The organism is Paracidobacterium acidisoli (genome assembly GCF_003428625.2).
GTDB lineage: Bacteria > Acidobacteriota > Terriglobia > Terriglobales > Acidobacteriaceae > Paracidobacterium > Paracidobacterium acidisoli.
This window is the reverse complement of record NZ_QVQT02000005.1, coordinates 125,179-150,865: the sequence shown is the minus strand read 5'-3', so window position 1 is coordinate 150,865 and position 25,687 is coordinate 125,179. Positions and strand designations below refer to the sequence as shown.

Annotated in this window: 17 protein-coding genes and 1 tRNA gene; 14 read left to right on the top strand and 4 right to left on the bottom strand. The window is 62.7% G+C overall.

The annotated features are described in order from the left end of the window. Positions 1 to 37 precede the first annotated feature (37 nt). The 13 genes from D0Y96_RS14680 to D0Y96_RS14620 all read left to right on the top strand — a co-directional run bounded on the left by D0Y96_RS14680 (position 38) and on the right by D0Y96_RS14620 (position 17,167). Positions 38 to 583: a DUF4337 domain-containing protein gene (locus D0Y96_RS14680; RefSeq protein ID WP_117301333.1), complete on the top strand. Its 546-nt coding sequence runs from the start codon at positions 38 to 40 to the stop codon at positions 581 to 583. 74 nt (positions 584 to 657) lie between these two features. Further along, positions 658 to 1,698, top strand: a complete 1,041-nt coding sequence (locus tag D0Y96_RS14675) for a YncE family protein (protein ID WP_117301331.1) — start codon at positions 658 to 660, stop codon at positions 1,696 to 1,698. Positions 1,699 to 1,754: 56 nt separating this feature from the next. After that, positions 1,755 to 2,444, top strand: a complete 690-nt coding sequence (locus D0Y96_RS14670) for a response regulator transcription factor (RefSeq protein ID WP_117301329.1) — start codon at positions 1,755 to 1,757, stop codon at positions 2,442 to 2,444. Further along, complete coding sequence (locus tag D0Y96_RS14665) at positions 2,441 to 3,859, top strand: sensor histidine kinase (protein ID WP_117301327.1); 1,419 nt, start codon at positions 2,441 to 2,443, stop codon at positions 3,857 to 3,859. The genes D0Y96_RS14670 and D0Y96_RS14665 overlap by 4 nt, the downstream gene beginning before the upstream one ends. 304 nt (positions 3,860 to 4,163) lie before the next feature. Continuing rightward, entirely contained in the window at positions 4,164 to 5,618 is a 1,455-nt protein-coding gene (locus tag D0Y96_RS14660; protein WP_117301325.1) for a TolC family protein, read from the top strand. 92 nt (positions 5,619 to 5,710) lie between these two features. Then, positions 5,711 to 6,985, top strand: a complete 1,275-nt coding sequence (locus D0Y96_RS14655) for an efflux RND transporter periplasmic adaptor subunit (RefSeq protein WP_350449086.1) — start codon at positions 5,711 to 5,713, stop codon at positions 6,983 to 6,985. After that, positions 6,985 to 10,194 (top strand): efflux RND transporter permease subunit, encoded by a 3,210-nt coding sequence (locus tag D0Y96_RS14650; protein ID WP_117301322.1) that lies wholly within the window; start codon positions 6,985 to 6,987, stop codon positions 10,192 to 10,194. Before D0Y96_RS14655 ends, D0Y96_RS14650 begins: the two co-directional genes overlap by 1 nt. 54 nt (positions 10,195 to 10,248) lie before the next feature. After that, positions 10,249 to 10,569 carry a DUF3175 domain-containing protein gene (locus D0Y96_RS14645; RefSeq protein ID WP_117301320.1) on the top strand — a complete coding sequence of 107 codons (321 nt, stop codon included), beginning with the start codon at positions 10,249 to 10,251 and terminating at the stop codon, positions 10,567 to 10,569. 367 nt (positions 10,570 to 10,936) lie between these two features. Further along, a complete protein-coding gene (gene ku, locus D0Y96_RS14640) occupies positions 10,937 to 11,839 on the top strand; it encodes a non-homologous end joining protein Ku (protein ID WP_158562402.1) in 903 nt (300 codons plus the stop codon). A gap of 12 nt (positions 11,840 to 11,851) precedes the next feature. Further along, positions 11,852 to 14,569 carry a DNA ligase D gene (gene ligD / locus D0Y96_RS14635; RefSeq protein WP_117301316.1) on the top strand — a complete coding sequence of 906 codons (2,718 nt, stop codon included), beginning with the start codon at positions 11,852 to 11,854 and terminating at the stop codon, positions 14,567 to 14,569. A gap of 230 nt (positions 14,570 to 14,799) precedes the next feature. Then, positions 14,800 to 15,513, top strand: a complete 714-nt coding sequence (locus tag D0Y96_RS14630) for an MgtC/SapB family protein (RefSeq protein ID WP_117301314.1) — start codon at positions 14,800 to 14,802, stop codon at positions 15,511 to 15,513. Between the two features lie 43 nt (positions 15,514 to 15,556). Next, positions 15,557 to 16,831, top strand: a complete 1,275-nt coding sequence (locus D0Y96_RS14625; RefSeq protein ID WP_117301312.1) for an alanyl-tRNA editing protein — start codon at positions 15,557 to 15,559, stop codon at positions 16,829 to 16,831. 260 nt (positions 16,832 to 17,091) lie between these two features. Further along, a tRNA-Ala gene (locus D0Y96_RS14620) sits at positions 17,092 to 17,167 on the top strand. A gap of 378 nt (positions 17,168 to 17,545) precedes the next feature. Here D0Y96_RS14620 and D0Y96_RS14615 read toward each other — a convergent pair. The 3 genes from D0Y96_RS14615 to D0Y96_RS14605 all read right to left on the bottom strand — a co-directional run bounded on the left by D0Y96_RS14615 (position 17,546) and on the right by D0Y96_RS14605 (position 21,704). Continuing rightward, positions 17,546 to 18,163 carry an OmpH/Skp family outer membrane protein gene (locus D0Y96_RS14615; RefSeq protein ID WP_158562401.1) on the bottom strand — a complete coding sequence of 206 codons (618 nt, stop codon included), beginning with the start codon at positions 18,161 to 18,163 and terminating at the stop codon, positions 17,546 to 17,548. 299 nt (positions 18,164 to 18,462) lie between these two features. Continuing rightward, entirely contained in the window at positions 18,463 to 21,273 is a 2,811-nt protein-coding gene (gene bamA / locus D0Y96_RS14610; RefSeq protein WP_350449085.1) for an outer membrane protein assembly factor BamA, read from the bottom strand. A gap of 248 nt (positions 21,274 to 21,521) precedes the next feature. Next, positions 21,522 to 21,704: a CPXCG motif-containing cysteine-rich protein gene (locus D0Y96_RS14605; RefSeq protein ID WP_117301304.1), complete on the bottom strand. Its 183-nt coding sequence runs from the start codon at positions 21,702 to 21,704 to the stop codon at positions 21,522 to 21,524. Positions 21,705 to 22,092: 388 nt separating this feature from the next. On the opposite strand from D0Y96_RS14605, the gene D0Y96_RS14600 reads away from it, so the two are divergent. Further along, positions 22,093 to 23,277: a hypothetical protein gene (locus D0Y96_RS14600; protein WP_147325075.1), complete on the top strand. Its 1,185-nt coding sequence runs from the start codon at positions 22,093 to 22,095 to the stop codon at positions 23,275 to 23,277. A gap of 673 nt (positions 23,278 to 23,950) precedes the next feature. Here D0Y96_RS14600 and D0Y96_RS14595 read toward each other — a convergent pair. After that, entirely contained in the window at positions 23,951 to 25,132 is a 1,182-nt protein-coding gene (locus tag D0Y96_RS14595; protein WP_117301296.1) for a PHP domain-containing protein, read from the bottom strand. Positions 25,133 to 25,687: the final 555 nt, after the last annotated feature.

The window sequence follows — 25,687 nt, the reverse complement described above, 5'->3', positions numbered from 1 at the left end:
GGGCAGCCACGAGGAAAGCCGCTGCCGGAAAGCGATTATGGAAGCGAACGAAGCACAGGAACTGCAGGAAGAACACGAACACGCCGCACACGACCCAAGCCTTAGGCCGGTGAGTTTTACGATGAGCGTACTGGCCGTGGTGGTGGCCATCACCACGGTGCTGGGGCACCGCACGCACACCGAAGCGGTGCTGATGCAGGCCCGGGCGAGCGACCAGTGGAATTTTTATCAGGCGCAGAAGATTCGCCAGTACGACACGCAGCTGACCGCCGATCTGCTGACGGCGCTGCCGATTCGCGACCAGAACGCGGCGAATCAGGTCAGCAGCAATTACAAAAGCCACCTCGACAAGTGGAATGAGAATCTGGCGGAGGACCAGAAAAAGGCGCGCGAGTACGAAGACGAGGTGCGCAAGGCGGAACGCAGGGCCACCAAATTCGATCTGGGCGAGGCGCTGCTGGAGATTGGGCTGGTGGTTACGTCGATCACGCTGCTGACCCGGCAGCGCTCGTACTGGCTTCTGGGCATGCTGTTCGGGGGCGCGGGCATTGTGATTGCGGCGTGGGGGCTGCTGCTTCGATAACAGATGGTTAAAAGCGTCCTCTTCAGGCTGGGTTAAGGTTCGGCTCCTAGCCTGATCGCGGGAGGATGTGGAAGATGATCAGGAAAGCAGCGTCCGGGGTGTTGATCGCCGGGCTTGGACTGGCGGTTATGTTTTCATCCACGGCCTGGGCACAGAAGGCCGACGCGTATCAGATAAAGCAGACCTGGAAGCTCGGCGGCGAGGGCGGATGGGATTATCTGCTGGTCGATTCGCAGGCGCATCTGCTGTACATCGCGCGCAACAACCGGGTGATGGTGGTGGATCTGGTCGCGGGCAAAGAGAAAGCTGAGATCACGGGGCTGGGCGGAACGCACGGCGTGGCGCTGAATCCGGATGGAAAAACCGGATACATCAGCGACGGCGCAGCGGGAATGATCCGCGTCTTCGACCGCTCCACCTTTCAGGTAACGGCTTCAGTGCAGGCGGGCACCAATCCTGATTCGATTCTGTACGAGCCGACGACGCGGAGCGTGTATGCCTTCAACGGACGCAGCAAAAATGCGACGGTGATGGATACGGCGACGAATCGCGTGGTGGCGACGATTCCGCTGCCGGGCAAGCCGGAGTTTTCGCAGGCGGACGGACAGGGACATGTGTTCGTGAATATCGAGGACACGAGCCAGCTGGTGCGCATCGACGCGGCGAATCATAAGGTGTTGAATGTGTGGCCGCTGGCTCCGTGCGAGTCGCCTTCGGGGCTTGCGATCGATGCCGCGCATCACCGCCTCTTCTCAGTCTGCGACAACAAGACGATGGCGATCGTGGATTCGGATACGGGCAAACTGGTGGCCACGCAGCCGATCGGCGATGGTCCGGATGCGGACCGCTTCGACACGAAGGACCAGCTTGCCTTCAGCTCGAATGGCGAGGGGAGTCTGACGGTGGTGAAGGAAGACTCGCCGGACAAGTTCCATGTGGTGCAGACGCTGCCGACCAAGCGGGGCGCGCGCACGATGGCGATCGATTCGCGCACGGGAACGATTTATCTGGTGACGGCGGAGTTCGGACCCAAGCCCGCAGCGACGGCGGAGCATCCGCGCCCGCGGCCTGCGATTCTGGCGGACAGCTTCGAGGTTCTGGTGGTGGAGCGATAAAACGCCGCTCGAAACAGGCGCGACGGAGACGCCGCGCCTGAGCGACACTGATCAATATGCGGGTTCTTCTGGTCGAGGATGAGACGCGGCTGTCGGAAAATATCGCGTCGGCTCTGCGCGATGGTCCGGGCTTTGCCGTGGACTGCGCAGAGGACGGAGAGACGGGCGCACTGCTGGCCGAAGATCCGTGCTACGACCTGATCATCCTGGACCTGATGCTGCCGAAGATGGACGGCAAGAGTGTTCTGAAGCGGCTGAGAACGCGGGGAGCCAGCACGCCGGTGCTGATTCTGACGGCGCAGAGCGAGACCGGGTCGATCATCGACCTGCTCAACACGGGCGCAGACGATTACCTGAGCAAGCCCTTCGACCTGGGCGAGTTGATCGCGCGCGCGAAGGCGCTGATCCGGCGCGGCAAGGGCGCTCCGCACCCGACGCTGAAGGTGGCCGATCTGGAGGTAAACACGCTGGAGCAGACGGTGGAGCGGGCGGGACGGCGGATCGAGCTTTCTCCGATGGAGTACCGCATTCTCGAATATCTGATTCATCGGCCGCGGGTGGTGGTTTCGAAGCGCGAGCTGCTGGAGCATCTGTACGACTACAACTGGGAGCACCACTCGAACGTGATCGAGGCGCATGTCTCGAACCTGCGCAGGAAGCTGGACGCGGAGGCGCAGCAGCCGTGCATCGAAACGCTGCGGGGGCGCGGCTACCGGCTGGTGATTCAGCGGGAGATCGCGGGATGAAGCGGTATTCGATTGTGCGGCGGCTGATTGTCACCGTTCTGCTGACCGAACTGCTCGCGGCGCTATGCGTGACAGGAATCGCTCTGATCTACGAGCGGCATTCGCACTTCCGCGCCTTCGATGTGATGCTGCACGGGCGGGCCGATTCGCTGCTGGGAGCGGTGCAGGATGCGGAGGACACGGGCGACAACGTGATGCTCGACGGGACGGAGATTTCCCTTCCCCGGGAGGACGTCTACGAAGTGCGCGATGCGAGCGGGCGCGTGCTGGGGCGGTCGGCGAACTGGAGCGGCGCGTCGCAGACGGAGCTGCAGGCTTCAGACGGCTCGTACTTCAAAATGCAGGTGAAGGACAGGCATTACCGCGGACTGGTGCTGCACGGGCTGCGCATTGTCGATCCGGGAGACAAGGGCGGCGGGATTCCGCGGCACGTAGTGATTGTTTACGGCGCTCCCACGAAGCACGTGTGGAGAGCGGTGCGGGATGCGGTGGAGTTTTATGCGCTGGCGAGCGTTCTGCTGATGGCGATTACGGGCGTGCTGATGGCGTGGCTGCTGAGCCGGGCGCTGGCTCCGGTGCGTGAGCTGGCGGCGGAGGCGGCGGGCATCTCGGTGCACGCGTGGCAGTTCAATCCGCCGGAGGAGGTGCGGCGGATTCGCGAGCTGGCTCCGCTGGAGCAGGCGCTGCGCAGCGTGCTGGAGCGGCTGGAGCGCGCCTTCGAGCAGCAGAGACGGTTTGTAAGCGATGCGGCGCATGAGCTGAAGACGGCAGTGGCGGTAACGAAATCGTCTCTGCAGCTGCTGCACATGAAGAAGCGCACGGCGGAGGAGTATGAAGCGGGGCTCGAGCGCTGCCATGCGGACTGCGCGCGCATGGAAGAGATTGTGCTGAAGATGCTGACGCTGGCGCGGGTGGAAAGCGCGGCGGCGGGAACGACGGCGATCGAGACTGCGTCGGATGCGGCGGCCTGTACGCGCAGGACCGCGGAACAGTTTGCCTCGATGGCCGAGCTGCGTAATGTGAAGGTGCAGGTGACGGCTTCGGGACCGCTTTCCGTACGGCTTTCCGAGGACGATTTTGGGCTGATCGTCTCAAACCTGCTGCTGAATGCGCTGCAGCACAGCCCGCAGCAGGCCGCGGTGCAGATTACGGTGGAGGCTGCCGAGGGCGGCGTGCAGCTGCGCGTGGTGGACCAGGGAGACGGCATCAACACGGAGGCGCTGCCGCATGTCTTCGAGAGGTTTTATCGCGACGACCCTTCGCGCAACCGCAATACGGGCGGCACGGGGCTGGGACTGGCGATCTGCAGGGCGATTGTGGTGAAGGCAGGCGGCACGATCCGGATCGAGAGCGAGCGCGGCGGCGGCGCAGCCGCAACGGTATGGCTGCCCGGCGTGGGGGACGGCCGGGGCTAAAGCCCGTCTTTCTTCGTCTGTTTATTCACCGGGCTAAAGCCCGGTGCTTCTACCGGGTCTCGCTGGCGCGAGACAAAGCGGAAACCTGGGTTGAGGTTCTACACTCCCACACTTCGCTTCGCGAAGAATGGGGCACTTAAATCGTCGGGATGTTCTACGCATTACCTTCATATTTTTTTAAGGTTCCACACCTTCATCTTTTTTTAAGGCTCCACTGAAAGACTGTACGGGAATCATCGGCCGGAAAATTCGGAGAGAGACGTGTGCACCTGCTCCTTCCGGTGTGGGCGCACGGAGTGAGCGATTGACTGGACAACGGCATCATCGAAGCGCTCTTTTCCCGGTCGCGGGAGTGGGCATCTCTTTGCTGGCAGCGTTGTGCCTTGCTGTGCCGGCTACGGCGCAGGAGGCGGGAGCGGCGGGAACACTGCCGAGCGCTCCGGCTGCGGGCAGTGCTGTTGCCACGGAGGCACAGGCTCCCGCTCAGGCTCCGGCGGTGATCACGCTGGATGAGGCGATTCGCCGCGCGGAGACGGCGGACCCCACATACGCGGGCGCGGTTGCGGCGAATCAGGTGTCGGCGGCGGACAGGACGATTGCGCGGTCGGCCTTTTTGCCCAGCGTGCGCTACTTCAATCAGTATTTGTTCACGCAGTCGGCACATTTGCCGGCGAAGGACCAGGCGGCGCTGGCGCAGAGCGGAGTGACTCCGGCACCGGCGTATATCGCCAACAACAGCGTGCACGAGTACATGAGCCAGGCGCAGGTGACGGAGACGGTGGGGCTGGGCGTGTTTGCGCAGTACAAACGCGCGGGCGCGGCGGCGATTCAGGCGTCGGCGGAGCAGGAGGCGGCACGGCGGGCGCTGGTGGTGCATGTGGTGAATCTCTACTTCTCGCTGCTGGCCGCAGACCGCAAGGAGGCTGTGGCGCAGCGCGCGACGGATGAGGCATCGCACTTTCACGATCTGACGGAGCGGCTGGAAACGGCGGGTGAAGTGGCGCACGCCGATGTGGTGAAAGCCGAGCTTCAACTGGAAGAGAAGCAGCGCGCGCTGAGCGACGCCACGCTGGCCGCCAGTAGGGCGCGGCTGGATCTGGGCGTGCTGTTATTTCCCGATCCCAGGACCGGCTATCAGCTTGCGGAGACGGAGGCGAAGCTGCCTGCAGTGCCGGAGCGAGCGGATGTACAGGCGGCCGCGGAGAAGAACAATCCGGACCTGCGCAGCGCGCTGGCTGCGGCCGATGCGGCGAACCTGGATGTGAAGGCGGCGTGGGCCGCGTATCTGCCGGACCTGACGCTGAACTACAACTACGGCATCGACGCAGAGCAGTTTGCGGTGAACGGCCGCGACGGCGTGCACAACCTGGCGTACTCCACGTCGGTGACGCTGGATATTCCGGTGTGGGACTGGTTTGCGACGCAGGCGCACGTGCGGCAGGCGAAGGCGATGCGCGACGTGGCGCGAACGCAGCTGACCAATACGCAGCGGGCGCTGATTGCGGAGCTGGACGAGTTCTATGACGAAGCGCGCGCGGCGAGCGTGCAGCTGAGCTCGCTCGACCAGAGCACCGGTGGGGCGCGCAAAAGCCTGGAGCTGACCAACCTGCGTTACAAGGCGGGCGAGGCGACGGTGCTGGAAGTGGTGGATGCGCAGAACACGCTGGCGACGGCGGAGGCGGCGCAGGCAGATGGAATGGTTCGCTATCGCGCGGCGCTGGCAAGCCTGCTGACGCTGACCGGAGTGCTTGCTCAATGAGGCAGAACGTGGATAAAAAGGCCGACTGGATGAACCGGATCGATACCCCAGCTGCATTGCGGAGAGAGCCGCGCTGCAGACGATACGCACCTGTGGCCGTGGCGGCAGCGCTGCTGCTGGCAGCGGGATGCAGCAGCAAAGAGGCGGCGCCTCCGACGGTGGTGAGCGTGCAGGCCGCGACGGCGACGGAGCAGCCGGTTACGGAGCAGATTACCGGAGACGCGGTGCTGGCTCCGCTGGCGCAGGCGGCGATTGTGCCGAAGGTGACGGCGCCGGTGGCGAAGTACTTTATCCAGCGCGGCAGCAGAGTGAAGGCGGGCGAACTGCTGGCGACGCTCGAAAACAAGGACCTGACGGCGGCTGCGATGGACGCGGGCGGCGCGTATGCCGAGGCGCAGGCGAGTTATCAGTCGGCGGTGAAGGCGACGATTCCGGAGAGCACGCAGAAGGCGGAGCTGGACGAGGAGCAGGCGAAGACGGCGCTGGATCTGCAGCAGAAGATTTATGACGCGCGCAAATCGCTGTTCGCTCAGGGAGCGATTCCGGAGCGCGATGTGCAGACGGCGCACGCAGCGCTGGTGCAGGCGCAGAGCGCATACGACATTGCGCAGAAGCACCTCGCGTCGGAGCGGGCGGTGAATCGCGCGGCGGCGATGGAGAGCGCCAAAGGGCAACTGGAGTCCGCCGAGGGCAAATACAAGGGCGCGCAGGCGATGGTGAACTACACGGAGATTCGCAGCCCCATCAGCGGCGTGGTGACGGAGCGGCCGCTGTTTCCGGGCGAGACGGCGGCGGCGGGAACTCCGCTGCTGACGGTGATGGACACCTCGGCGCTGATTGCGAAGACGCATCTGCCGCAGTCGGAGGTGCAGCAGATGAAGGTGGGATCGGATGCGAGCGTCGCGGTGCCGGGGATGGATGAGCCGGCGAAGGGCACGGTATCGCTGATCAGCCCGGCGCTCGATCCGGGCAGCACGACGGTCGAGGTATGGGTGCGCGTGCCGAATGCGAAGGGCGAGCTGCGGGCGGGCACGCCGGTGCATGTTTCGATTGCGGGCAGGAGCTTTCCGCATGCGCTGGTGGTGCCGGCGGGAGCGGTTGTGACGGCCAGCAGCGGCAAGACGATGGTGCTGGTGGTTGACGCAGGGAGCGTGGCGCATCAGCGCGTGGTGCAGACCGGCATCACGTCGGGCAGCGGCGACGATGCGGTGGTCCAGATTGTGAGCGGTCTGAAGGCGGGCGAGCAGGTGGTGTCAGTGGGCGCGTATGCGCTGGACGACGGCACGAAGGTGAAGGTGGTGACGGCGGCCGAGGCCGATCAGGATGCCGACAAGCCGAGCGCTGCGAAATCCGGAGGAGATGACTGATGCCCCGGGAGCGGCGCGGCCAGGCAGGACTTCAGCAACTGAAGGAAAGAATACAGGCGGGCCTTCGCGGCGACAGCAGCTTCTGGCTGGCGCGGAATACGCGGCCGGTTCTGTTCTTTGTGATTGTCGCGGTGGTGGCCGGCGTGTATCTGGCGACGCAGGTGCCGATTGCGGTCTTTCCGGAGACGAACTTTCCCCGCGTGGTGGTCGGCATCGACAACGGCGTGATGCCGGTGGAGCAGATGGAGGTGACGATCACGCGGCCGGTGGAGGACGCGGTGAACGCGGTGCCGGAGCTCGAAACGGTGCGCTCGATCACCAGCCGCGGATCGGCGGAGGTGAGCCTGTTCTTCAACTGGAACGTGGATATGTTCCAGACGCTGCAGTATGTGAATGCCGCGATCTCACGCGTGGAGCAGACACTGCCGGCGACGACGCACATCACCGTCAACCGGCTGACCTTCGCGACGTTTCCGATTCTCGGATACAGCCTGACCTCGGATACGGTGGCGCAGGACCGGCTGTGGGAGATTGCGACATACGATCTGAAGCCGCCGCTGAACCGGCTTCCCGGCGTGAGCACGGTGACGGTGCAGGGCGGCAAGGTGCCGGAGTTCCACGTGATCCCGAATCCGGCGAAGCTGCAGGAGGCGGGGGTCACGGTCACCGATATTCTGAACGCGGTGCAGCTGACCAATCTGATCGATTCGCCGGGGCTGTATGAGAGCCAGCACGAGCTGATTCTGGGGCTGGTGGGCGGACAGGTTCACAACGCAGCCGAGCTGGCGCAGGTGGTGATCAAAACCACGGCGGCCGGGGTTCCGATTCGCATTGGCGACGTGGCCGAGGTGCAGCCGGCCGATATGCCGGTGTACACGATTGTCACGGCGAATGGAAAGCCGGCGGTGCTGCTGAATGTGACGCGGCAGCTTTCGAGCAACACGGTCACGGTAGCGGACGAAGTGGCGTCGGAGATCGCGCAGCTGAAGCACGTGCTGCCTCCGGGCGTGCAGGTCGAGCCATATTACGACCAGTCGCACCTGGTGCGCGAGAGCATCAACAGCGTTCGCGATGCGATTCTGATCGGCCTGATCCTGGCCTCGATCATTCTGGTGGTGTTTCTGCGCGACTGGGGATCGTCGATTGTCGCGGGGCTGGTGATTCCTGTCACAGTGCTGGTTACATTTATCTTTCTGTACGCGACGGGGCAGAGCTTTAACCTGATGACGCTGGGCGGGCTGGCGGCGGCCGTGGGCCTGGTGATCGACGACGCGATCGTGGTGGTGGAGAACGTCGTACTGCACCGCGATGCGGGCGAGCCGCGCTTCGAAGCGGTGCGCAAGGCACTGAAGGAGATTACGGCTCCGCTGATCGGGTCGACGATTACGCCGATCGTGGTGTTTCTTCCGCTGATCTTCGTGACGGGCGTGACGGGGAGCTTCTTCCGCGCGCTGGCGATTACGATGACGGTCTCGCTGCTGACGTCGCTGCTGCTGGCGCTGACGTGGACGCCGAGCCTGAGCCTGATGCTGCTGCGCAACGACAACCGCGCGAAAGACGATGCCGCGAAGCCGGTGGAGACGGAAGAGGAAGAGCTGAGAAAGCTGATGCTGCATGAGACCGAAGGCAGCACGGGACTGATGCGGCGCGTGATCGACTGGCACGGCAGGCTGCTGCAGCAGGCGCTGCGGCGTCCGCTGTGGCTGGTGGCGGGCTGCGTGATTCTGGTGGCGGGCACTTACTTTGTATTTCAGTCGCTGGGGACGGATCTGCTGCCGGAGATGGATGAGGGCGGGTTCGTGCTGGACTACATCATGCCGGCGGGCAGCTCGCTGACGGAGACGGACCGCGTGCTGCGCCACGTGGAGCAGATTCTGAAGAACACGCCGGAGGTGGAGAGCATCTCGCGGCGCACCGGTCTGCAGATGGGGCTGGCGGCGGTGACGGAAGCCAACACGGGCGACATCACGGTGAAGCTGAAGGACAAGCGCGACCGGGCCATCGACGATGTGATCAGCGACGTGCGCGCGCAGATCACCTCGTCGGAGCCTGAGCTGGACGTGGAGTTCACGCAGGTGCTGCAGGACATGATCGGCGACCTGTCGAATGCGCCGGAGCCGGTGCAGATCAAGATCTTCTCGAACAACCAGGCGCTGCTCAACCAGCTTGGGCCCGAGGTGGCGGACGCGATCCACAAACAGGCGGGCGTCGTGGACGTGCTAAACGGGATCGAGAACACGATCAGCGGCCCGGCGACTTCGTTCCAGGTGGACCCCGCGGTAGCGGCGCGGCTGGGGTTTACGCCGGAAGAGGTTTCGACAGACGCGACGGCCATTCTGGATGGCGTGCCGGCGGCCAATCCGATCATCAGCAATGACCGGCCGTATACGGTGCGCGTCCGGTTTGGGGACGCGTACCGCAGCTCGCTCAGCGCAATCGAGAATACGGTGCTGAACAGCTCGAGCGGGCACACTTCAACGCTGGGCGCGCTGGCGACGGTGCAGCAGCTGCCGCCGCAGAACGAGATCCGGCGCGAAAACCTGCAGCAGATGATCGTGGTGACGGGTCGGCTGGAGGGCTCGGACCTTGGCTCGGCGATGAAGCGGGTGAAGGCCGCGGTGGATGGGCTGCATCTGCCTCCAACGGTGCGCGTGACGTACGGCGGCACCTACCAGGAGCAGCAGACATCGTTCCATCAGCTGCTGATTGTGCTTTTGCTGGCGCTGGTGCTGGTCTTCGGAGTGCTGCTGGCGGAGTTCCGCAACTTTGCCGCGCCGGTGGCGATTCTGACCTCGTCGGTGCTGTCGACCTTCGGAGTGGCCGTGGCGCTGCTGATCACGCAGACCTCGTTCAACGTGGCCTCGTTCATGGGGCTGATTATGGTGATCGGGATCGTGGCCAAGAACGGCATTCTGCTGCTCGATGCGGAGCACAAGTTCCGCAGCCTGGGCATGAATGGGCACGAAGCGATGCTGGAGGCGGCGAAGCGGCGACTGCGGCCGATTCTGATGACGGCGCTGGCCGCGGTGACGGGCATGCTGCCACTGGCCTTTGCGCTGGGCGCGGGGTCGCAGATGCTGCAGCCGCTGGCGATTGCGGTGACCGGCGGACTGCTGATCTCGATGCTGCTGTCGCTGGTGGTGACGCCGGCGGTCTTCTACTTCCTGACGCGGAGCGAGTATCAGAGCACGGCTGCGGCAATGGAATAGACGGACTGCATCAGGAACGCATCGTAACCTGCAGGATCACAGCGGGAGGTTTCGATGACGAAGACGCGGACATCGCACAGCACTGGAAAAGGCAGCACAGGCAGAAGCCATACGAGCGGAAAGCGCTGGGTCAGTAAGGTAAAGACGGACTCGACGCATCCGCCGGAGGGGCTTTTCACGAAGAGCGCGCCGGTGATTGCGCGCACGCTGGCCTCGAAGAAGGTTTCTCCCAGGGGACCTGGATCGGGGATGCGGATGCTGACCTACTTCATCAACCGAGCGGGCAAGGGGCTGAGCGCCACACGCAGAAGAGAGCTGGAACGGGCGAAGGAGCTGCTTTCGGAGCGCATTCAGGCGCAGAAAAAAGCGGCGTAGAAATCTTTCCCCCAGGCATTTCTCTTCCCGTTCTGTTCGCCCCGGAATGGGGCTGCACGCCAGAAACGTGTTGCAAACAGCGGCCTTTCGCGTAAGGATCACTGGCAGCGTTCCGCGCCGGATGAAGAACCTCTGTCAAAACGGGACATGGGACACCCGACGAGACAGGGGCTGAAGCCCATCCGATTAAGGCTGTTTCGGCACGGCTGAAGCCGTGCCCTGATACGAAGCGTGGGCACATCTCTCCACCTTAGCTTTGCCAGGGTGGGTCTGCCCGGGTGAGTATCCGATCAGGGAACAATCGCAGGCGTGGCAGCTTTCCGCCGTGAGGTGGAATCCTAATTACCTGCAGTACGCGAGGTTGCACGTGGCACATCCAACGTGGTCAGGTCAGCTACAGATTTCTCTGGTCTCCTTCGGCGTGAAGCTTTTTCCGGCTACCAGCGCAGCCAGCCAGATTTCCTTTCACGAGATCGATCGTGAGACGGGCGAGCGGGTGCGCCGCCAGAGCGTGGTCGAGAACAACCGCCCGATCGATCGCAGCCAGATCGTGAAGGGGTACGAATACCACAAGGGAAAGTACCTCATTATCGATCCGGAGGAGATTGACGCACTGCGTCTGCCGACGAAGCGCGCTCTCGAGATCTCACAGTTTGTCGCGGCTGCGGAGATCGATCCGTCGTTCTTCGACCGGCCTTACTTTGTGGTTCCGGAAGACGATGAGCAGACGCAGGCGTATCAGGTGATTCGCGAGGCGCTGCAGGCGTCGGGCAAGGCGGGGCTGGGCGAAGTCTCCTTCGACCGGCGCGAGCACCTGGTGGCGATCGTTCCGCAGATGGGCAAACATGCGCGCGGCCTGATGGCCTATACGCTGCGCTATGCCGGCGAGCTGCGCAAGCCGGATGAGTATTTTTCGTCGATCGGCGCGGCGACGGTGGATGCGGATCAGCTGGCTTTGGCGAAGGAGCTGATTCGGCGCAGAACGCACGTGTTCGATGCGAGCGACTTTAAGGACGACTATGAAACGGCTCTTCAGAAAATGCTGGACGCGAAGCTGAAGAACGAGCCGCTGGCACGCGAGGAAGAGGAAGCGAGGCCGGAGAAGGTCGTGAACCTGATGGAGGCGCTGCGCAGAAGCATCGGCGAGAAGAACGGCAAGGCACCTGCGAAGCGTGCTGCTGCGTCTGCACGCAAGGGACGCGCGATCCCCGCGAAGAAGGGTCCGGTACCGGTGAGGCCTGCGGCGGCCAGCCATCGCAGAAGCGCTTAAGGGCAGGTGGTGATGGTGCGACGTGCCTCGCAGCAAAAGCCCGGCTCAGGGAGTATCCGGAAGAATCTGGCGCGGTACCGCGAAAAGCGCGACTTCAACAAAACAGCGGAGCCGCGGGGCGGGCCGTCTGCGGCCGCGAAGCCGGAAGCACGCGGCCACACACTTGCCTTTGTGATTCAGAAGCACGATGCCACGCGGCTTCACTACGACTTTCGGCTGGAGTGGGATGGGGTGCTGAAGAGCTGGGCGGTCGCCAAAGGCCCCAGCTACTTTCCCGGAGACAAGCGCCTGGCGGTACAGGTGGAGGATCATCCACTGGAGTATGGCGGCTTTGAAGGCATTATTCCCAAAGGGGAGTATGGCGGCGGCACCGTGATGCTGTGGGACAGAGGGAGCTGGGAGCCGCTGGGCGATGCGAGCGAAGGGCTGGCCAAAGGAAATCTGAAGTTCACGCTTCACGGAAAAAAGCTGCATGGGAAGTGGGCGCTGATCCGGATGGGCGGACGCGCGGCCAGCGAGGCCAAACCGAACTGGCTGCTGATTAAAGAGCATGACCAGTATGAACAAGCGGAGAAGGACCCGAGCATTCTTGAGGATGCACCGGACAGCGTGACGACAGGTCGCGATCTGAAGGCCATTGCCGCGCAGGAAGACCGCGTGTGGCACAGCCGCGAAGCCAACGGAGAAGCGGCGAAGGGCTCCGGCAGGGGTAAAGCACGGACAAAGACAAACGCTGCGAAACGGCGAAGGAAGGGTGAGCCGATTGCCACGAAGGCGCTCGCCCGGCTGCCTCGCGAGACGATGCCGGCGTTTGTGCAGCCGCAGCTTGCGTCGCTGACGGCCGCTGCTCCGGAGGGCGATGGATGGCTGCATGAGCTGAAGCTGGATGGGTATCGCATGCAGGCACATATTCGCCGCGCTAAAGCAGGGCCTGAGGTGAAGCTGCTGACGCGCAAGGGACTGGACTGGACGCACCGGATGGCGGATATTGCCGCGGAGCTGAAGGAGCTTCCGGTCGAGGCGGCGATTCTGGATGGCGAGGTGGTGGCGCTTACGCCGTCGGGCGCGAGCAGCTTTCAGCTGCTGCAGCAGGCCTTTCACGAAGAACGGCGGCAGCCGCTGTACTACTTTGTCTTCGATCTGCTGCATCTGAACGGTCACTCACTGCGTGGAGAGCCGCTGACGGCGCGTAAGGCGATGCTGGCGCAGCTGCTGGGCGAGAGCAACGGCGAAGACGACGAGTGGTTTGTGCGCCTGAGCGAGCATCTGGAAGAAGATGGCGGCAGGGTCTTTGCGCATGCGTGCCGGCTGGGGCTGGAGGGGATTGTCTCGAAGCGGGCCGATGCGCCATATAGCTCCGCGCGCGGCGGAAGCTGGCTGAAGATCAAATGCGGGATGCGGCAGGAGTTCGTGATCGGAGGGTTTACGCTTCCGAGCGATGGAGGCCGCGGCATTGGCGCGCTGCTGCTGGGTTATTACGAGGGAAAGAAGCTGATCTATGCGGGACGCACCGGGACCGGCTTTACGCAGGCGGCGCGGCGTGCAATGCGCGAGCGGCTGGAGAAGCTGCGGCGCAGCGGCCCGGCATTCGATGCGGTTCCGGCGGAGGCGGCACGCGGGGTGAGGTGGGTGACTCCCGGCGTGGTGACGGAGGTTGCGTTCGCGACGTGGACGGCGGATCACCTGGTGCGGCAGGCCTCGTTCAAGGGCGTGCGCGACGACAAGCCCGCAGCCGATGTGGTGCGGGAGACCGAAGAGCCTGTGCCGAAGACGCCGCAGAAAGCGAAGAGCGCAGCGAAGCATTCTTCTGCGCCGGTGAAGCAGAAGGCGGTTGCCGGGAAGCGCGCGCCGGCGCAGACGCATGCGTACGAGATTCGTCTTACGCATCCGGATAAAGAGCTCGATGCGGAATCGCACCTGACCAAGCAGGAGCTGGCGGACTATTACCTGGCCATCGCGCAGTACATGCTGCCCTACATTGCGGGGCGGCCGCTGAGCCTGGTTCGTTGTCCGGATGGAAGCGGCCATCCCTGCTTCTTTCAGAAGCATGTGACGGCGGGCATGCCGGATGGGATTGAGGGAACGAAGATTGCCGAACGTGGCGGCGGCAAGGCCGAGGAGTACATCACGCTGTCGACGCCGGAGGCGCTGGCGGGGCTGGCGCAGATGGGTGTGATGGAGATTCATCCGTGGGGATCGCGGAACGATGCGGTGGAGAAGCCGGACCATCTGATCTTCGATCTCGATCCGGGGGAAGGGATCACGTGGCGGGTGCTGGCGTCGGCCGCGGAGGAAGTGCGCGCAAAGCTGAAGCGGTACGGACTGACGAGCTTTGTGAAGCTGACCGGAGGCAAGGGGCTGCACGTGGTGGCTCCGCTGACGCCGAAGGAGAAGTGGCCGGCGGTGAAGGAGTTTGCGCGCAGGATCGCGCTGGAGATCGAGGCAGCGCATCCGGAGCTGTATCTGACGAAGATGACGCGCGCGGCGCGCAGGGGGCGGATCTTTCTGGACTATCTGCGCAACGACCGGGGCTCGACGGCGGTGGCTCCCTATTCGCCGCGGGCGCGGAGCGGCGCTCCGGCAGCGATGCCGCTGGCGTGGAAGGAGCTTTCCGAGGGAAAGATGCCGGTCTTTCGCGTACACGACTTCAAAGAGTGGTCGAGCCGGCTGCGGCGCGATCCCTGGAAGGCGATGGCGGCTGTGCGGCAGTCGCTGCCTGAGCCGGGCTGAGAAATAGCGATAGTCCGCCTGGGAAATGATTCCTCAGGGGCTGAAGCCCGGATGTATTTCGGCGGCATACGGCACGACTGAAGTCGTGCCCTGATACAAAACTTTGCCGGAACCGATTCCTCAGACACGGCCCGGAGCCCATACCCTTCCACCCGATCCATTCACCAAAATCGACTGACGGAGCAGAGGCCAGCCATCCGCGGCGAGTGGTGACTTAATCCAAGGGATACATGACGGCGGAGATTCACTGGCCGGCGATCGCGCTGCGTCTTCTGCTCACGGTGATTGCGGGCGGGATACTGGGCGCGGAGCGGAGCAAGACGGGGCATCCGGCGGGGCTGCGCACGACGCTGCTGGTCACGCTGGCGGCGTCGGTGGCGATGATTCAGGTGAATCTGCTGATGCCGACGAACGGGAAACCGCATGACTCCTACGCGGTGATGGACCTGATGCGGCTGCCTCTCGGCATTCTGACCGGGGTGGGGTTTATCGGGGCGGGCGCGATTGTCCGCAAGAATGAGATTGTGCTGGGCATTACGACCGCCGCAACGCTGTGGTTTGCGACCGTTGTGGGGCTGTGCCTGGGCGGAGGCCAGCTCGTGCTGGGCTCGGCGGCGACGCTGACCGGATTTCTGGTGCTGCAGGGGCTGCGCGGCGTCGAAAACCGGATTGAGCGGTATGAGCGGGCGACGTTGTGCGTGATGGCCGGAGAGGACTGGCTGACGGTCGAGGAGCTGCGCGACCGGCTGGTGGCGGCTAAGTTTCATGTCCGCTCCCTTTCGGTCAGCCACTTTGTAGACGAACACCGGAAGAGTATCTCCTGCGAGCTGCGCTGGCCGTCGACGCGGGGCGCGGCGGATATTCCTCCCATCCTGGCGGAGCTGGAGAGTCTTCCGGGGCTGATCGAGCTGGAGTGGAAGGGGATGGGAAGCAGCCCGAACTGAGCGGAGGGATTCGTCCTACACTGGAGGAGCGAGGGTTTGCGGTATGTCTGACCGTCTCTATTACGCTGATTCGTTTCTGAAGAGTTTCGAGGCGGCTGTCACCGATATTCGCGAGGTTTCCCGCACCGCGGGCCGCTCGGTGTGGCAGGTTGCGCTGGACCGCACGGCCTTTTATCCCACGAGCGGAGGGCAGCCCTTCGACACGGGCGTGCTGCGGGCGGTGTCGCGAACAGGAGCGGTGCTGGAAGCTCCGATCGAGTCCGTGGAAGAAGACGAGCACGGAGAGGTGTGGCACACCACGGAGAAGCCTCTGCTGGCGGGAAGCAAAGTGGAAGGCGAGATTGTCTGGAGCCGAAGGCTCGACCACATGCAGCAGCATACGGGGCAGCATCTGTTGTCGGCGATCTTTGCGCGCGAGCTGCATCTTTCCACAGTCTCGTTTCACCTGGGCGAGACGGCTTCGACGATCGATCTTGCCGGGACGGCTCCGGCACACCACAGCCTGGAGCGCGTGGAGCGCATCGTGAACGAGATCATTGCGGAAGACAGGCCGGTCCGCATGCAGGTGGTACCGCGGGAGAAGGCGGAGGCGCTGCTCGCGGAGGGGCAACTGCGCAAGCTGCCGGAGCGCGAAGGCGAGATCCGGCTGATTGAGATCGAGGAGTGCGATCTGAATGCGTGCGGGGGCACGCATGTCCGCTCTACGGGACAGATCGGCGGGCTGCTGGTGCGCGGGACAGAGAAAGTGGCGCGCGGCGTCCGCGTGGAATTTGTCTGCGGCCTGCGCGCGGTGGCGGCGGCGCGGCACGATGCAGAGCTGCTGGAGCGCGCTGCGGCTCTGATCTCGGGCAAGGCGGACGATCTGCCTGCGGCGCTGGAACGGCTGAAGAGCGAGACGAAGGCATCGGCGAAGCAGCATCTGCGGCTTAGCGAGGAACTGGCGGGGTATCATGCGACGCGGCTGGCGGTAGAGGTTCCGATCGAGGATCAGCTGCGGCTGGTGAGCCGGGTGTATGCGGACCGCGACCGCGAGTATCTTCGTCTGCTGGCCTCGCGGCTGACGGCGTCGGTTCCGCAGACGGTGGCGCTGCTGTTCGGTATGGAGAGCGATCCTGGATCGGTGGTGCTGGCGCACAGCCATGATATGGAGTTTCACTGCGGACAACTGCTGCGAGAGGCGCTTGCCTCCTTCGGGATGCGCGGCGGAGGCGCCGCGGACCTGGCGCAGGGCGAAATTGCGGTGGATCGTATTCAGGATCTGCGCACGGCGCTGACGGCCGCGATTCGCGACCGCGTTCCATCGGTGACGCGCCGGTGAAGCTCTTTGGCGGGAGTCTCTCTGCCGGGTGCCCCATGTCCAAAACACGGACATGGGGCACCCGGATTCAGTACTGCCTTCCCACCTTAGCTTCTCCACCCCAGCGAACTTTGTTCGCCGGGGACCCCGGTTCGCGAAGGTGGGGCACCCGGGATTCGTGCCGGGGGAGCCGGGGCATGTTTGCAGCATCGATGGCACGATGGACCTTTGGCGAAATGGAAAGAGACTGCTAGAATAGACAAAGTTTTTCCGGCCAGTGTGGGGCTATAGCTCAGCTGGGAGAGCGCCTCGTTCGCAACGAGGAGGTCAACGGTTCGATCCCGTTTAGCTCCACCAAAAGCACTCCTTCTTTCTCTGGCTTCCCGGTCTTCCCTGTTCCTGTCCTGGGGTTTCGTAATCACACATTAACTTCTGCTGTGGAAAGCGCTTTCTGCGGCGCAGGCGCGCGATCCTTCCTGCTGCAGTGAGGCGGAAGCCCGGCAATTCTGCGTGTAAGTGATTGAAAGATAAGCAGACTGGGGCGGAAAGACCCGAGTTTCAAAGATAAGAAAGCTCCAGGATTACTTCGGACAGGAAGATTGCGGCAAAAGAATTCCACAAAATTTTCCACAGGCAGAAGGGTTGCTCGGCGTACAGCAGAACATCCAGAGAAAATGGCCCGGAAAAGAAAAGAGGCTCCTGACGGAGCCTCTTTTTCGTGGAAAAAACGCCGGATCAATGGCTGGCGGTGGTATGCGCACCGGTCGCGCCCGTGTGGGCTGCCGGAGTGTGCTGCGGCGTCGGCGCGGAGGGCACGCTGGCGGGAGCCGGAACACCTGACTTGGCATTGTAGGCCGTGATCACAGCCTGCGTAATGTCGGATGTGGGGCTGGCCCAGAGAACACCGCTCTGCTGCGTACCGGCGTCAATGAGGAGGCCAAAGCCATTCTGCTGCGCATAGGTGGTCGCGACCTCACCGACCTTCTGTGCAAGCTGATTGAAGGTATCGCCCATCTCGGACTGATAATCATTCTTGGTGTCTTCGACCAGACGCTGGAGATCCTTTTCCTTCTCGTCGATCGACTTCAGCTGGGAGGCGCGCTCCTGATCGCTGAGCTTGTCGCCGGCGGTCTGCAGCTGCTTCTTGAGGTTTTCAACCTCAAGATTCTGTTGATTGATTGCCTGCTGTTTGGGCTGATACTTCTTCTGCAGCTCGGAGAAGTTGCGCTGGCCTTCGTTGGTGCGCATCACCGCTGCCTGAAATTCAATCACCGCAATTTTGGTAGTGCCGGAGGGGCTGGCTGCGGCAGCGGCCGGCGCAGGATCCGCAGGGGCCTGAGCCAGGGCACTCATGCCGACGAATCCGGACACGAGTACACAAACGAGTGACAACGAACGCTTCATGGAAATGACAAACTCCTTAAATTCCTGGGTAAGATCGCCCGCATCCTGCTTAGAAGCGAACTATCGCTTCCTGGTATCGACCTCTTCCGTACTTCACAGGAGCTGCTCCCGGTTTTCAGCGGGAAGCGCAGGAGAGACACGGACAGTAGACATGCTCAGAAGCTGACAAAATTATAGGTTGGGTCAGAGGGGGCGTCAATGAACATCCCGGTAAGATTCGGGGCAGAGCGGACCCTGCCCCGGAAGGATCAGAAGGTGGTGCTGACCGCGAGACGGAAGGTCTTGCGGGGCTCGCGAAGCTGATAAAGGCCGTTGTAAAACTGCTCCGCTCGCGCATAGGAGTAGTCGCCGGCGCCGCCTGAGGGGAACATGGCGCGGGTAATGAGATCCTGGCGCGTGAAATTCTCTTCGAGACGAAGCGGGTTGAAGGCGTAGTAGAGGCGGAAGGGCGCGTTGATGATCGGCATCATCACGTCCAGCTCTCCACCGGCCGACATACGCGGGACGAAGTTGGTTCCGGAGATGGGGTCGATGTTGGGACTGAACTTAATCGGGAAGCCCCCCTGGCAGGCGCCGTTCACGTAGTTCGGGCAGCCGTAGAGCGGCGAGGTAAGGGCGTCGAGTCCCTGGGGGCTTTGCCGGAGCTGGTTCCTGTCGAGTGCCATGTCGAGGCCGAAGTCATCGAAGATGTTGAAGGCCACGGTCCGGGCGTAGATCGGAATGCGGTATTCAAAGTTGGAGGTGAAGTTGGCGTCACCACCGATGGAAGCGATGCCGTAGACGGGCAGCGGCACCTCAATCGGTCCAAGGTTCGGATTGTTGGGATCGCGTGGAACGGTGCTGCCGTCGGGATTGGTGAGAGCGAACTGGACGCGCGTGGGAACGAAGCCGTACGGGGTTCCGGAGCGGACATCGAAGCCGCGAAGATCGGACTCGCCGCCCTGATAGAGACGATCGAAGGGAGGCGCGACGTCGCCGCTGATACCGCGGATATATGCCGCCTGCAGACGATATCCGAAGGTGTTGCGGCCTTCAGGGTTAAACCACAGACCCTTGATGGGACGGAACTGACGGAACTCGATGACGGGGCGAATGTAGCGAACGTTGCCCCAGAGTCCGGAGATCTGGAATGCGGCCGAGAGCTCCTGGCCGGTGTGCGGCATGTAGGTGCTGTCCAGCTTATTGATCGAAAGGCTGAACGATGCCGAACTGTTGACGATGCCCTGGAGGGCGTTCTGGCCCTGGATGCCGCTGCGGAAGGCCAGCGTCTGGAAGAGATTGGCCGACGCGGCGCTGAAGGTGCGAATCGACGAATCGTTGAACGAGTAGGTGACACCGAAGCGCGGGAAGCCGAATTTGCTGAAGTGCTTGAGCGGGTAGCTTCCGGAGATGGTGAAACCGGTGCTCGACTGATTGTAGTTCTGCAGCAGAGACGTGGTAGCCGCGCTGAGGTTGGCGGCGCTGCCGGTGACCTGGTAGTTCTTCGAGGCGTTGTAGTCGGACTTGCTGTCGAAGACCGAGAAGCCGAGGTTCAGCGGCTTGTTGCGCACATACGGCTCGTTGAAGCTGAAGACGAGATTGCGCGCCAGATCGCCAACGCTGGCCTGGACGGTGAGGGTTTCACCGAGTCCGAGGAAGTTGTTGGTCTGATAGTTGAGGCCGAGGAACGATCCGGAGAGGCCGCTGACGCCGCCGTTGAGGCCGATGGAGTTCTTGCCCTTTTCGTGCACCTTGAGGAGCAGATCGACAGTGCCGTTTTCGGCGTTCTGATGGGTCTCGGAGTCCTGATCGACCTTGAGCGGATCGAAGTAATCGAGCTGATTGAGGCGCATCAGGCTCAGCTCCCAGAGATGGCTGTTGTAGATCTGGCCTTCCTGGAGGAGCAGCTCGCGGCGGATGACGAAGTCGCGGGTGACGGTGTTGCCCTGGAACTCGATGCGGGAGACGTAGAAGGGCTTGCCTTCGTCGATGTCGACGTTGAAGGTAACGGTGTGCTTCGCGTCGTCGAAGGTCGGGTTGGGGATGCCGGTGAAGTTGATGTAGCCGAGCTGGCCGTAGGCCTTTCGCAGGTTGTCGAGGCCCTTGCCGAAGGCGGTTGCGTTGAACCAGTCTCCGTCCTTCATGGCGAACTGCGCGCGGAGCGCTTTGGCGTTGGTGACGGCCTTGTTTCCGCTGAAGGTAATACCGGCCAGACGGTAGCGCTGACCCTCATCGATATTCATTTTGATATCGATGTCCTTGCCCTTGCGGGGACGGAAGGTGATCCATGAGAGACCGCCTTCGTTGCGGATATGCGTCTGCGGCTCACCGACCGGGCCGCCGCGGAGATAGCCGCGGTCGCGATAGGCCTGGCGCACGCGCTCGGAATCCTCTTCGAGCTTGCTGGCGTCGTAGGTCTTGGCGAAGAGATTTTCCAGGAAGATGGAGTGCGGGATGCCGACGGGCCGCAGATTCTTCATCGACTCGCGCAGAATGCGGGAGCTGACGTGGTCATTGCCGACGAACTGAATTTTGCCGACCTTGACCTTGGGACCTTCCTTGATGAGGAAGTTGACCTGAACAGATGCGGGCGGAATGGTCTTGATGTCGGTCTTAATGGTAGCGAACTGGTGGCCGTGCTCGGCGAGCAGCTCACGCAGCACGGTGACGGCGGCGGCGATACGCGTGGGGTCGTACTGGCTTTCGACCGAAAGGCCGGTCTTCTCCTTCTTGTACCGGTCGAGGACATCGGACAGGGTGACGGAGTTGAGGCCCTTGTAGTTGATCTCGCGGATGGTGGGTTTTTCGCGGACGTAGATATCGAGGACCGCGCCCTGCGGCGAGTCTTCCTTCTCGATGCGAACATCCTCAAAGTAGCCGGTGTTCCAGAGCGAGTTGAAGTCGCGCTCGACGGTCAGCGGATCGTAAGGCTCGCCGACGCGGCTGAAGATGCGCGCGAGAACGGTTTCCTTGGGGATGCGGCGGTTGCCGATGACGCGAATCTGACTGATGGTCTGCTGCTGCGCCCATGCGGAGGCAGCGGTCAGGGACAACAGAATGAGAACGAATAACTTCATCATGCGGCAGGACGGCACTCCGGCACGCATGAGCCCCCGGGACTGACGACGCAAAGAATTGCTCTGATGGCTCCGGGAGTCTGCGCTCCAACGATCGACGGGAAAAATAGGCACACCCTCACTGCTGAAAATCTGGCCGGATTCTCGGAAAAGGCGATTATATGTGACGGAAGGGGCAGACCCCAACCCCGGTGTTTCATACTGCGTGCTGTTCATCATCCGGCTACTGCCACACTCCCGAGTCGAGGCTTTCAGCTTTCCAGTTCGGCGCGGATGACAAACCTGCCACCATTCCACGAGATAACCAGCAGGTTGGGCTTGCAGCACACCTGACAGTCTTCGACATACGATTGCCGTTTTCCGGCAGACTCGTCGACCACAGTTTCATTCCACTCTCCACAGCCAGCGCACTGAAAGCCCGCCTCGGATGGCATAGCCCCCTCAGTCCACAGGAGAAACCCGCTCTCAGTCTATCGGAACAGAAGCATTTTGGCTTCCCGGCGGATGGGTTTCGCGCTATGTTTGCGGATCGTCTTTGCGGAGCTCGATCAGAACCGAATAAAAAACGAGGCTTCGGTTGATACCGGCGGGCTGCCGGGCGGCAAGCAGACTGATGTTGCGGCCGCGGACAGAGAGCCTGCTCCTGTTGAGCCGGGCGACGACGACACGGGGGCGCGGACGCTTTGCAGAAGAATCCGCTTGACCGCGGCTTGCGCGGCTGGTACGTTCGCGGCTCATCCGGCTGCTGACCTGGCTCTCCGATCCGGCTTCCCCTCTTCTTTCTCCCCAGTGCTGTTCGACCGCATGCCAAGGAGATACCTCATGAGCTGGCCTTTTACACGCAGGTCTGTCCCTCTGTACCCATGGGACACGGCCTATGTTGAACATATGATCGCGGAGCTGGATGCGCTGGATGTGCCGGCTACCGATCCGGCGATGGTCCGGGCGAAGGCGATCATCGATACCTTCCGGACAAGCCCGGAGCAGCTGAACCGGGGCAGCCTGCTGGAGCTGGAACAGACGCTGCTGTCGCTGCAGCCGACGGAGACACTGCTGCAGCGGGCGCCGGTGCTGCGGCTGCGGTACCGCGAAGTGGTGGGAGAGCGGCAGTACGGGGTCTATCAGCCAGCCGATCTGAACAAGTGCAACGGGTCGGACACGGCGATTCGCAAATCGCTGCTGGGAGATCTGAAGACGCTGGCGAGCGGCATTCACTGGCGGTACGTTCTGGGGCCGCAGCTGGATTCGGTACAGACCCACCTGACCATTCGCGTGGTCCGATGGGTGCTCACCTATACGGTTCTGTGGGCACTGGCTCTGCTGATCACCGGCCGCTGGCTGCACATCCCGTTTATCGCGGTTCTGGCGACTGTGCTCTATGCAGGCATTCTGGGAGGGTATGTGAGCTCCCTGCGGCGGATGCAGTCGATCAACAGCGAGGACGCGGATTCACTGATGGTAATCCAGGCGGTGCAGAACAGCAGCTACTTTCTGTGGCTGTCTCCGCTGATCGGCGCACTGTTCGCCGTGGTGCTGCTGCTGATTTTTATCGCCAATCTGGTCGGCGGCACGGTTTTTCCGTCCTTTCATGCGATCCCACCGGACAGCAAGATCGCTTACCCGGAAAACTGGCCGTTCCTTTTCCGGCTGCTTCCGATGGCCAGTCTGGATTACGCCAAGCTGTTTCTGTGGAGCTTCATCGCGGGCTTTGCAGAGCGATTTGTACCGGATATGCTCGACCGGATTATCCAGAGAGGACAGGAGACTAAAGACGCTGCGGGAGGGATTCCACCGGTACAGAAGCTTCCGCCGGCACCGCCATCGCAGCCTGCGGCGGCTGGGGCTGAGCCGGCTCCGGAATCTGCGGCGCCAGCCCCGGGTCAGGGTCTCGCGGCTGTTCCGGTTGCGGCGCAGAACCAGCCGGCAGATCCGGCGGCGGTTCCCCCTGCGCCAGCGGAGGAGGCCAACGCTCCGGATGCTGCCGATGCGGGCAAGGGAAATTCGTGAGGCCCGGGGCTGAAGCCCCTTTTTTATTTCGCTGCTCTTTTCCCCGGGCTGAAGCCCGGGGCTTCTACCGGATCTCGCTGCGCGAGATGGGATATATTCCGTGACTATGCTTGCGCAGGGGCTGAAGCCCTTCGGTTTTTGAGGCTGGTTCGGCACGGCTAAAGCCGTGCCCTGATACGAAGCGATGACACTTCCCATCTTTCGCCCAGCAGGAAATGCAGGTCCTTCGCTTCGCGCCTGCCCCATCCCGTTTGGGACGAAGAGAAGGAAACCAACGCTCCGGATGCTGCCGGTGCGAGCAAAGGAAATTCGTGAAGCCCGGGGCTGAAGCCCCTTTTATTTCGCTGCTCTTTCCCCCGGGCTGAAGCCCGGGGCTTCTACCGGATCTCGCTGCGCGAGATGACCCTCCCACCTTAGCTTCTCCACCCCAGCGCACGAACACCACGTGCGTTGGGGACCCCGGCGAACAAAGTTATGCCGGTGCCCCATGCCCGTCTGTCCGGACAAGGGAATGAACTAGTTCCTTGTCACCCGAATCTTCCGTGCCATCCCCGACTTCCTTCCTTGTCGCCAATCAGGGTGTGCGTTCCCACCCTTCCTTGCATGAAGAGTGGGAGCACCTGTGTGGTGGGCGCCTGTGCGGCGACCCATAAAGCCGGAAGGCTTCTTCCGATCAGAAGGCTTCTTCGCCGAGGGCGAAGCCGAGTTCGCGGGATTCGCTCCAGGCCATCCTGAGGCTGCCGGAGACGGGGCGGCTGCCCATGAGGCGGACCGCCTGAATGGCGCGCTGCAGATACCAGGGAGCGGAGCCGTCGCCGGGCCACATTGCGCAGAGCGGGCGGGGGACGCCGTTGGCATCGGGGTGGTAGACACGCTCGTCCCAGGTGCGGGAGCCCTGCGGAAACTCCGGATAATCGCGGATGGCGTCGAGGGTGGACTCGAGGATGCGGTGCTTCCAGGGCTGCGCGTATTGCGGCATGAAGAGGACGTGGCTGCGGCCCTCGTAGCGGACCTCATGCACGAACTCGGTGAAGCTGGACGCGTTCGAGAGATTGATGTTGGCGTTGGGCTCGAGACCGTGGCGGTCGCCGCCGGAGATGAGGAGCTTGTTCCACCGGCGGGCGAGGTGCTTGACGGCGCGATTCTCTTCCCAGTGGCGGAGGCCGTTGAGCTCGAAGGCGTGCATGAACTCGTGGTTCATGTGGAGGAACTCGTCGACGCGCTGGGCGGCCCTTTCGGCTCCGATGAGATAGAGATCCCAGAGCGGGTGATTGAAGACGACGAGCACGTTGGGCAGGGCGTGCAGAGCAGAGAGGATTTCCGTGAGCCGTTTTGACTTTTCAGCGGCCGTGCCGGGCTCGGCGGTGTACTGCTCGAAGATTTTCATCCACTCGGCGCCGGTGTCGCTGGGCAGATTGTGAATGCCGAGGTGAAAGGCCTGATCGCCGCCAAAGGGAGCGCTCCACTCAACCGATACGGGGATGTGGCGGGCCGAGGCGACGGTGCGCAGAAGCATGGGCGCGGCGATGGTGTCGTGATCGGTGATGGAAACGAGAGGCTGGAGGCCGAGCTTTTCGATCTGGCGGCTCTCGAGATCGAAGGCCAGACGCGGCGTGAGGGGCGGTGTCCACCAGGCCGAGGCGTAATTGACGGTCACACCATAGCGCTCGCGGGCGCGGCGCTCGCCGAAGCTGAGCAGCGGACGCATGAGCGGATAGGTGTTGCCGAGGTTCGCCAGGAAGTCGAGGGTTTCTTTCGACTGATTGGTGTGACTGTGGAGCGAAACAGCGGTGGAACAGCCACGAGCAGCGTCGGCGTCCTTCCAGAGATACGAGATGCGGCGGAGTTCGGCCATTTGGTTCCTCCCGTAGATCCTGCCTGCGCTGAGTATCGGATTGCACCGTGAACGAGGCATTACGGGCAGGCAAAAGGAGGGTCAAATGTGGGGGTTACCTGTTCAGGTAAGGGGCGGGCAGCGATGAGACGGTCAGCGGAAAAACGGTCAGCGATAAGACGGTCAGCGATAAGACGGTCAGCGATAAGACGGTCAGCGGAAGATTTGGCCGGCTCATGGATGGGGCGAAATTGAAGTTCTCTTTTCGAGCCGAAATATCTGACCTGCGAAAAAGGCCCGAGGCTGAAGCCCCTTTTCGTTTCCGGCGTGATTTCCCCGGGCTGAAGCCCGGGGCTTCTACCGGATCTCCCTGCGCGAGATGACCCTCCCACCTTAGCTTCTCCACCCCAGCGCACGAACACCACGTGCGTTGGGGACCCCGGTTCGCGAAGGTGGGGCACCCGAGATTCTGCAGAGGGAAGAGAAAGCAGATCCCTCCGCTGCATTGCCGCCGATGGCCGGACTTTAACTAACCGGTTCTTAGCAGCCCGGACTTTAGTTGACCGCTTCTTAGCT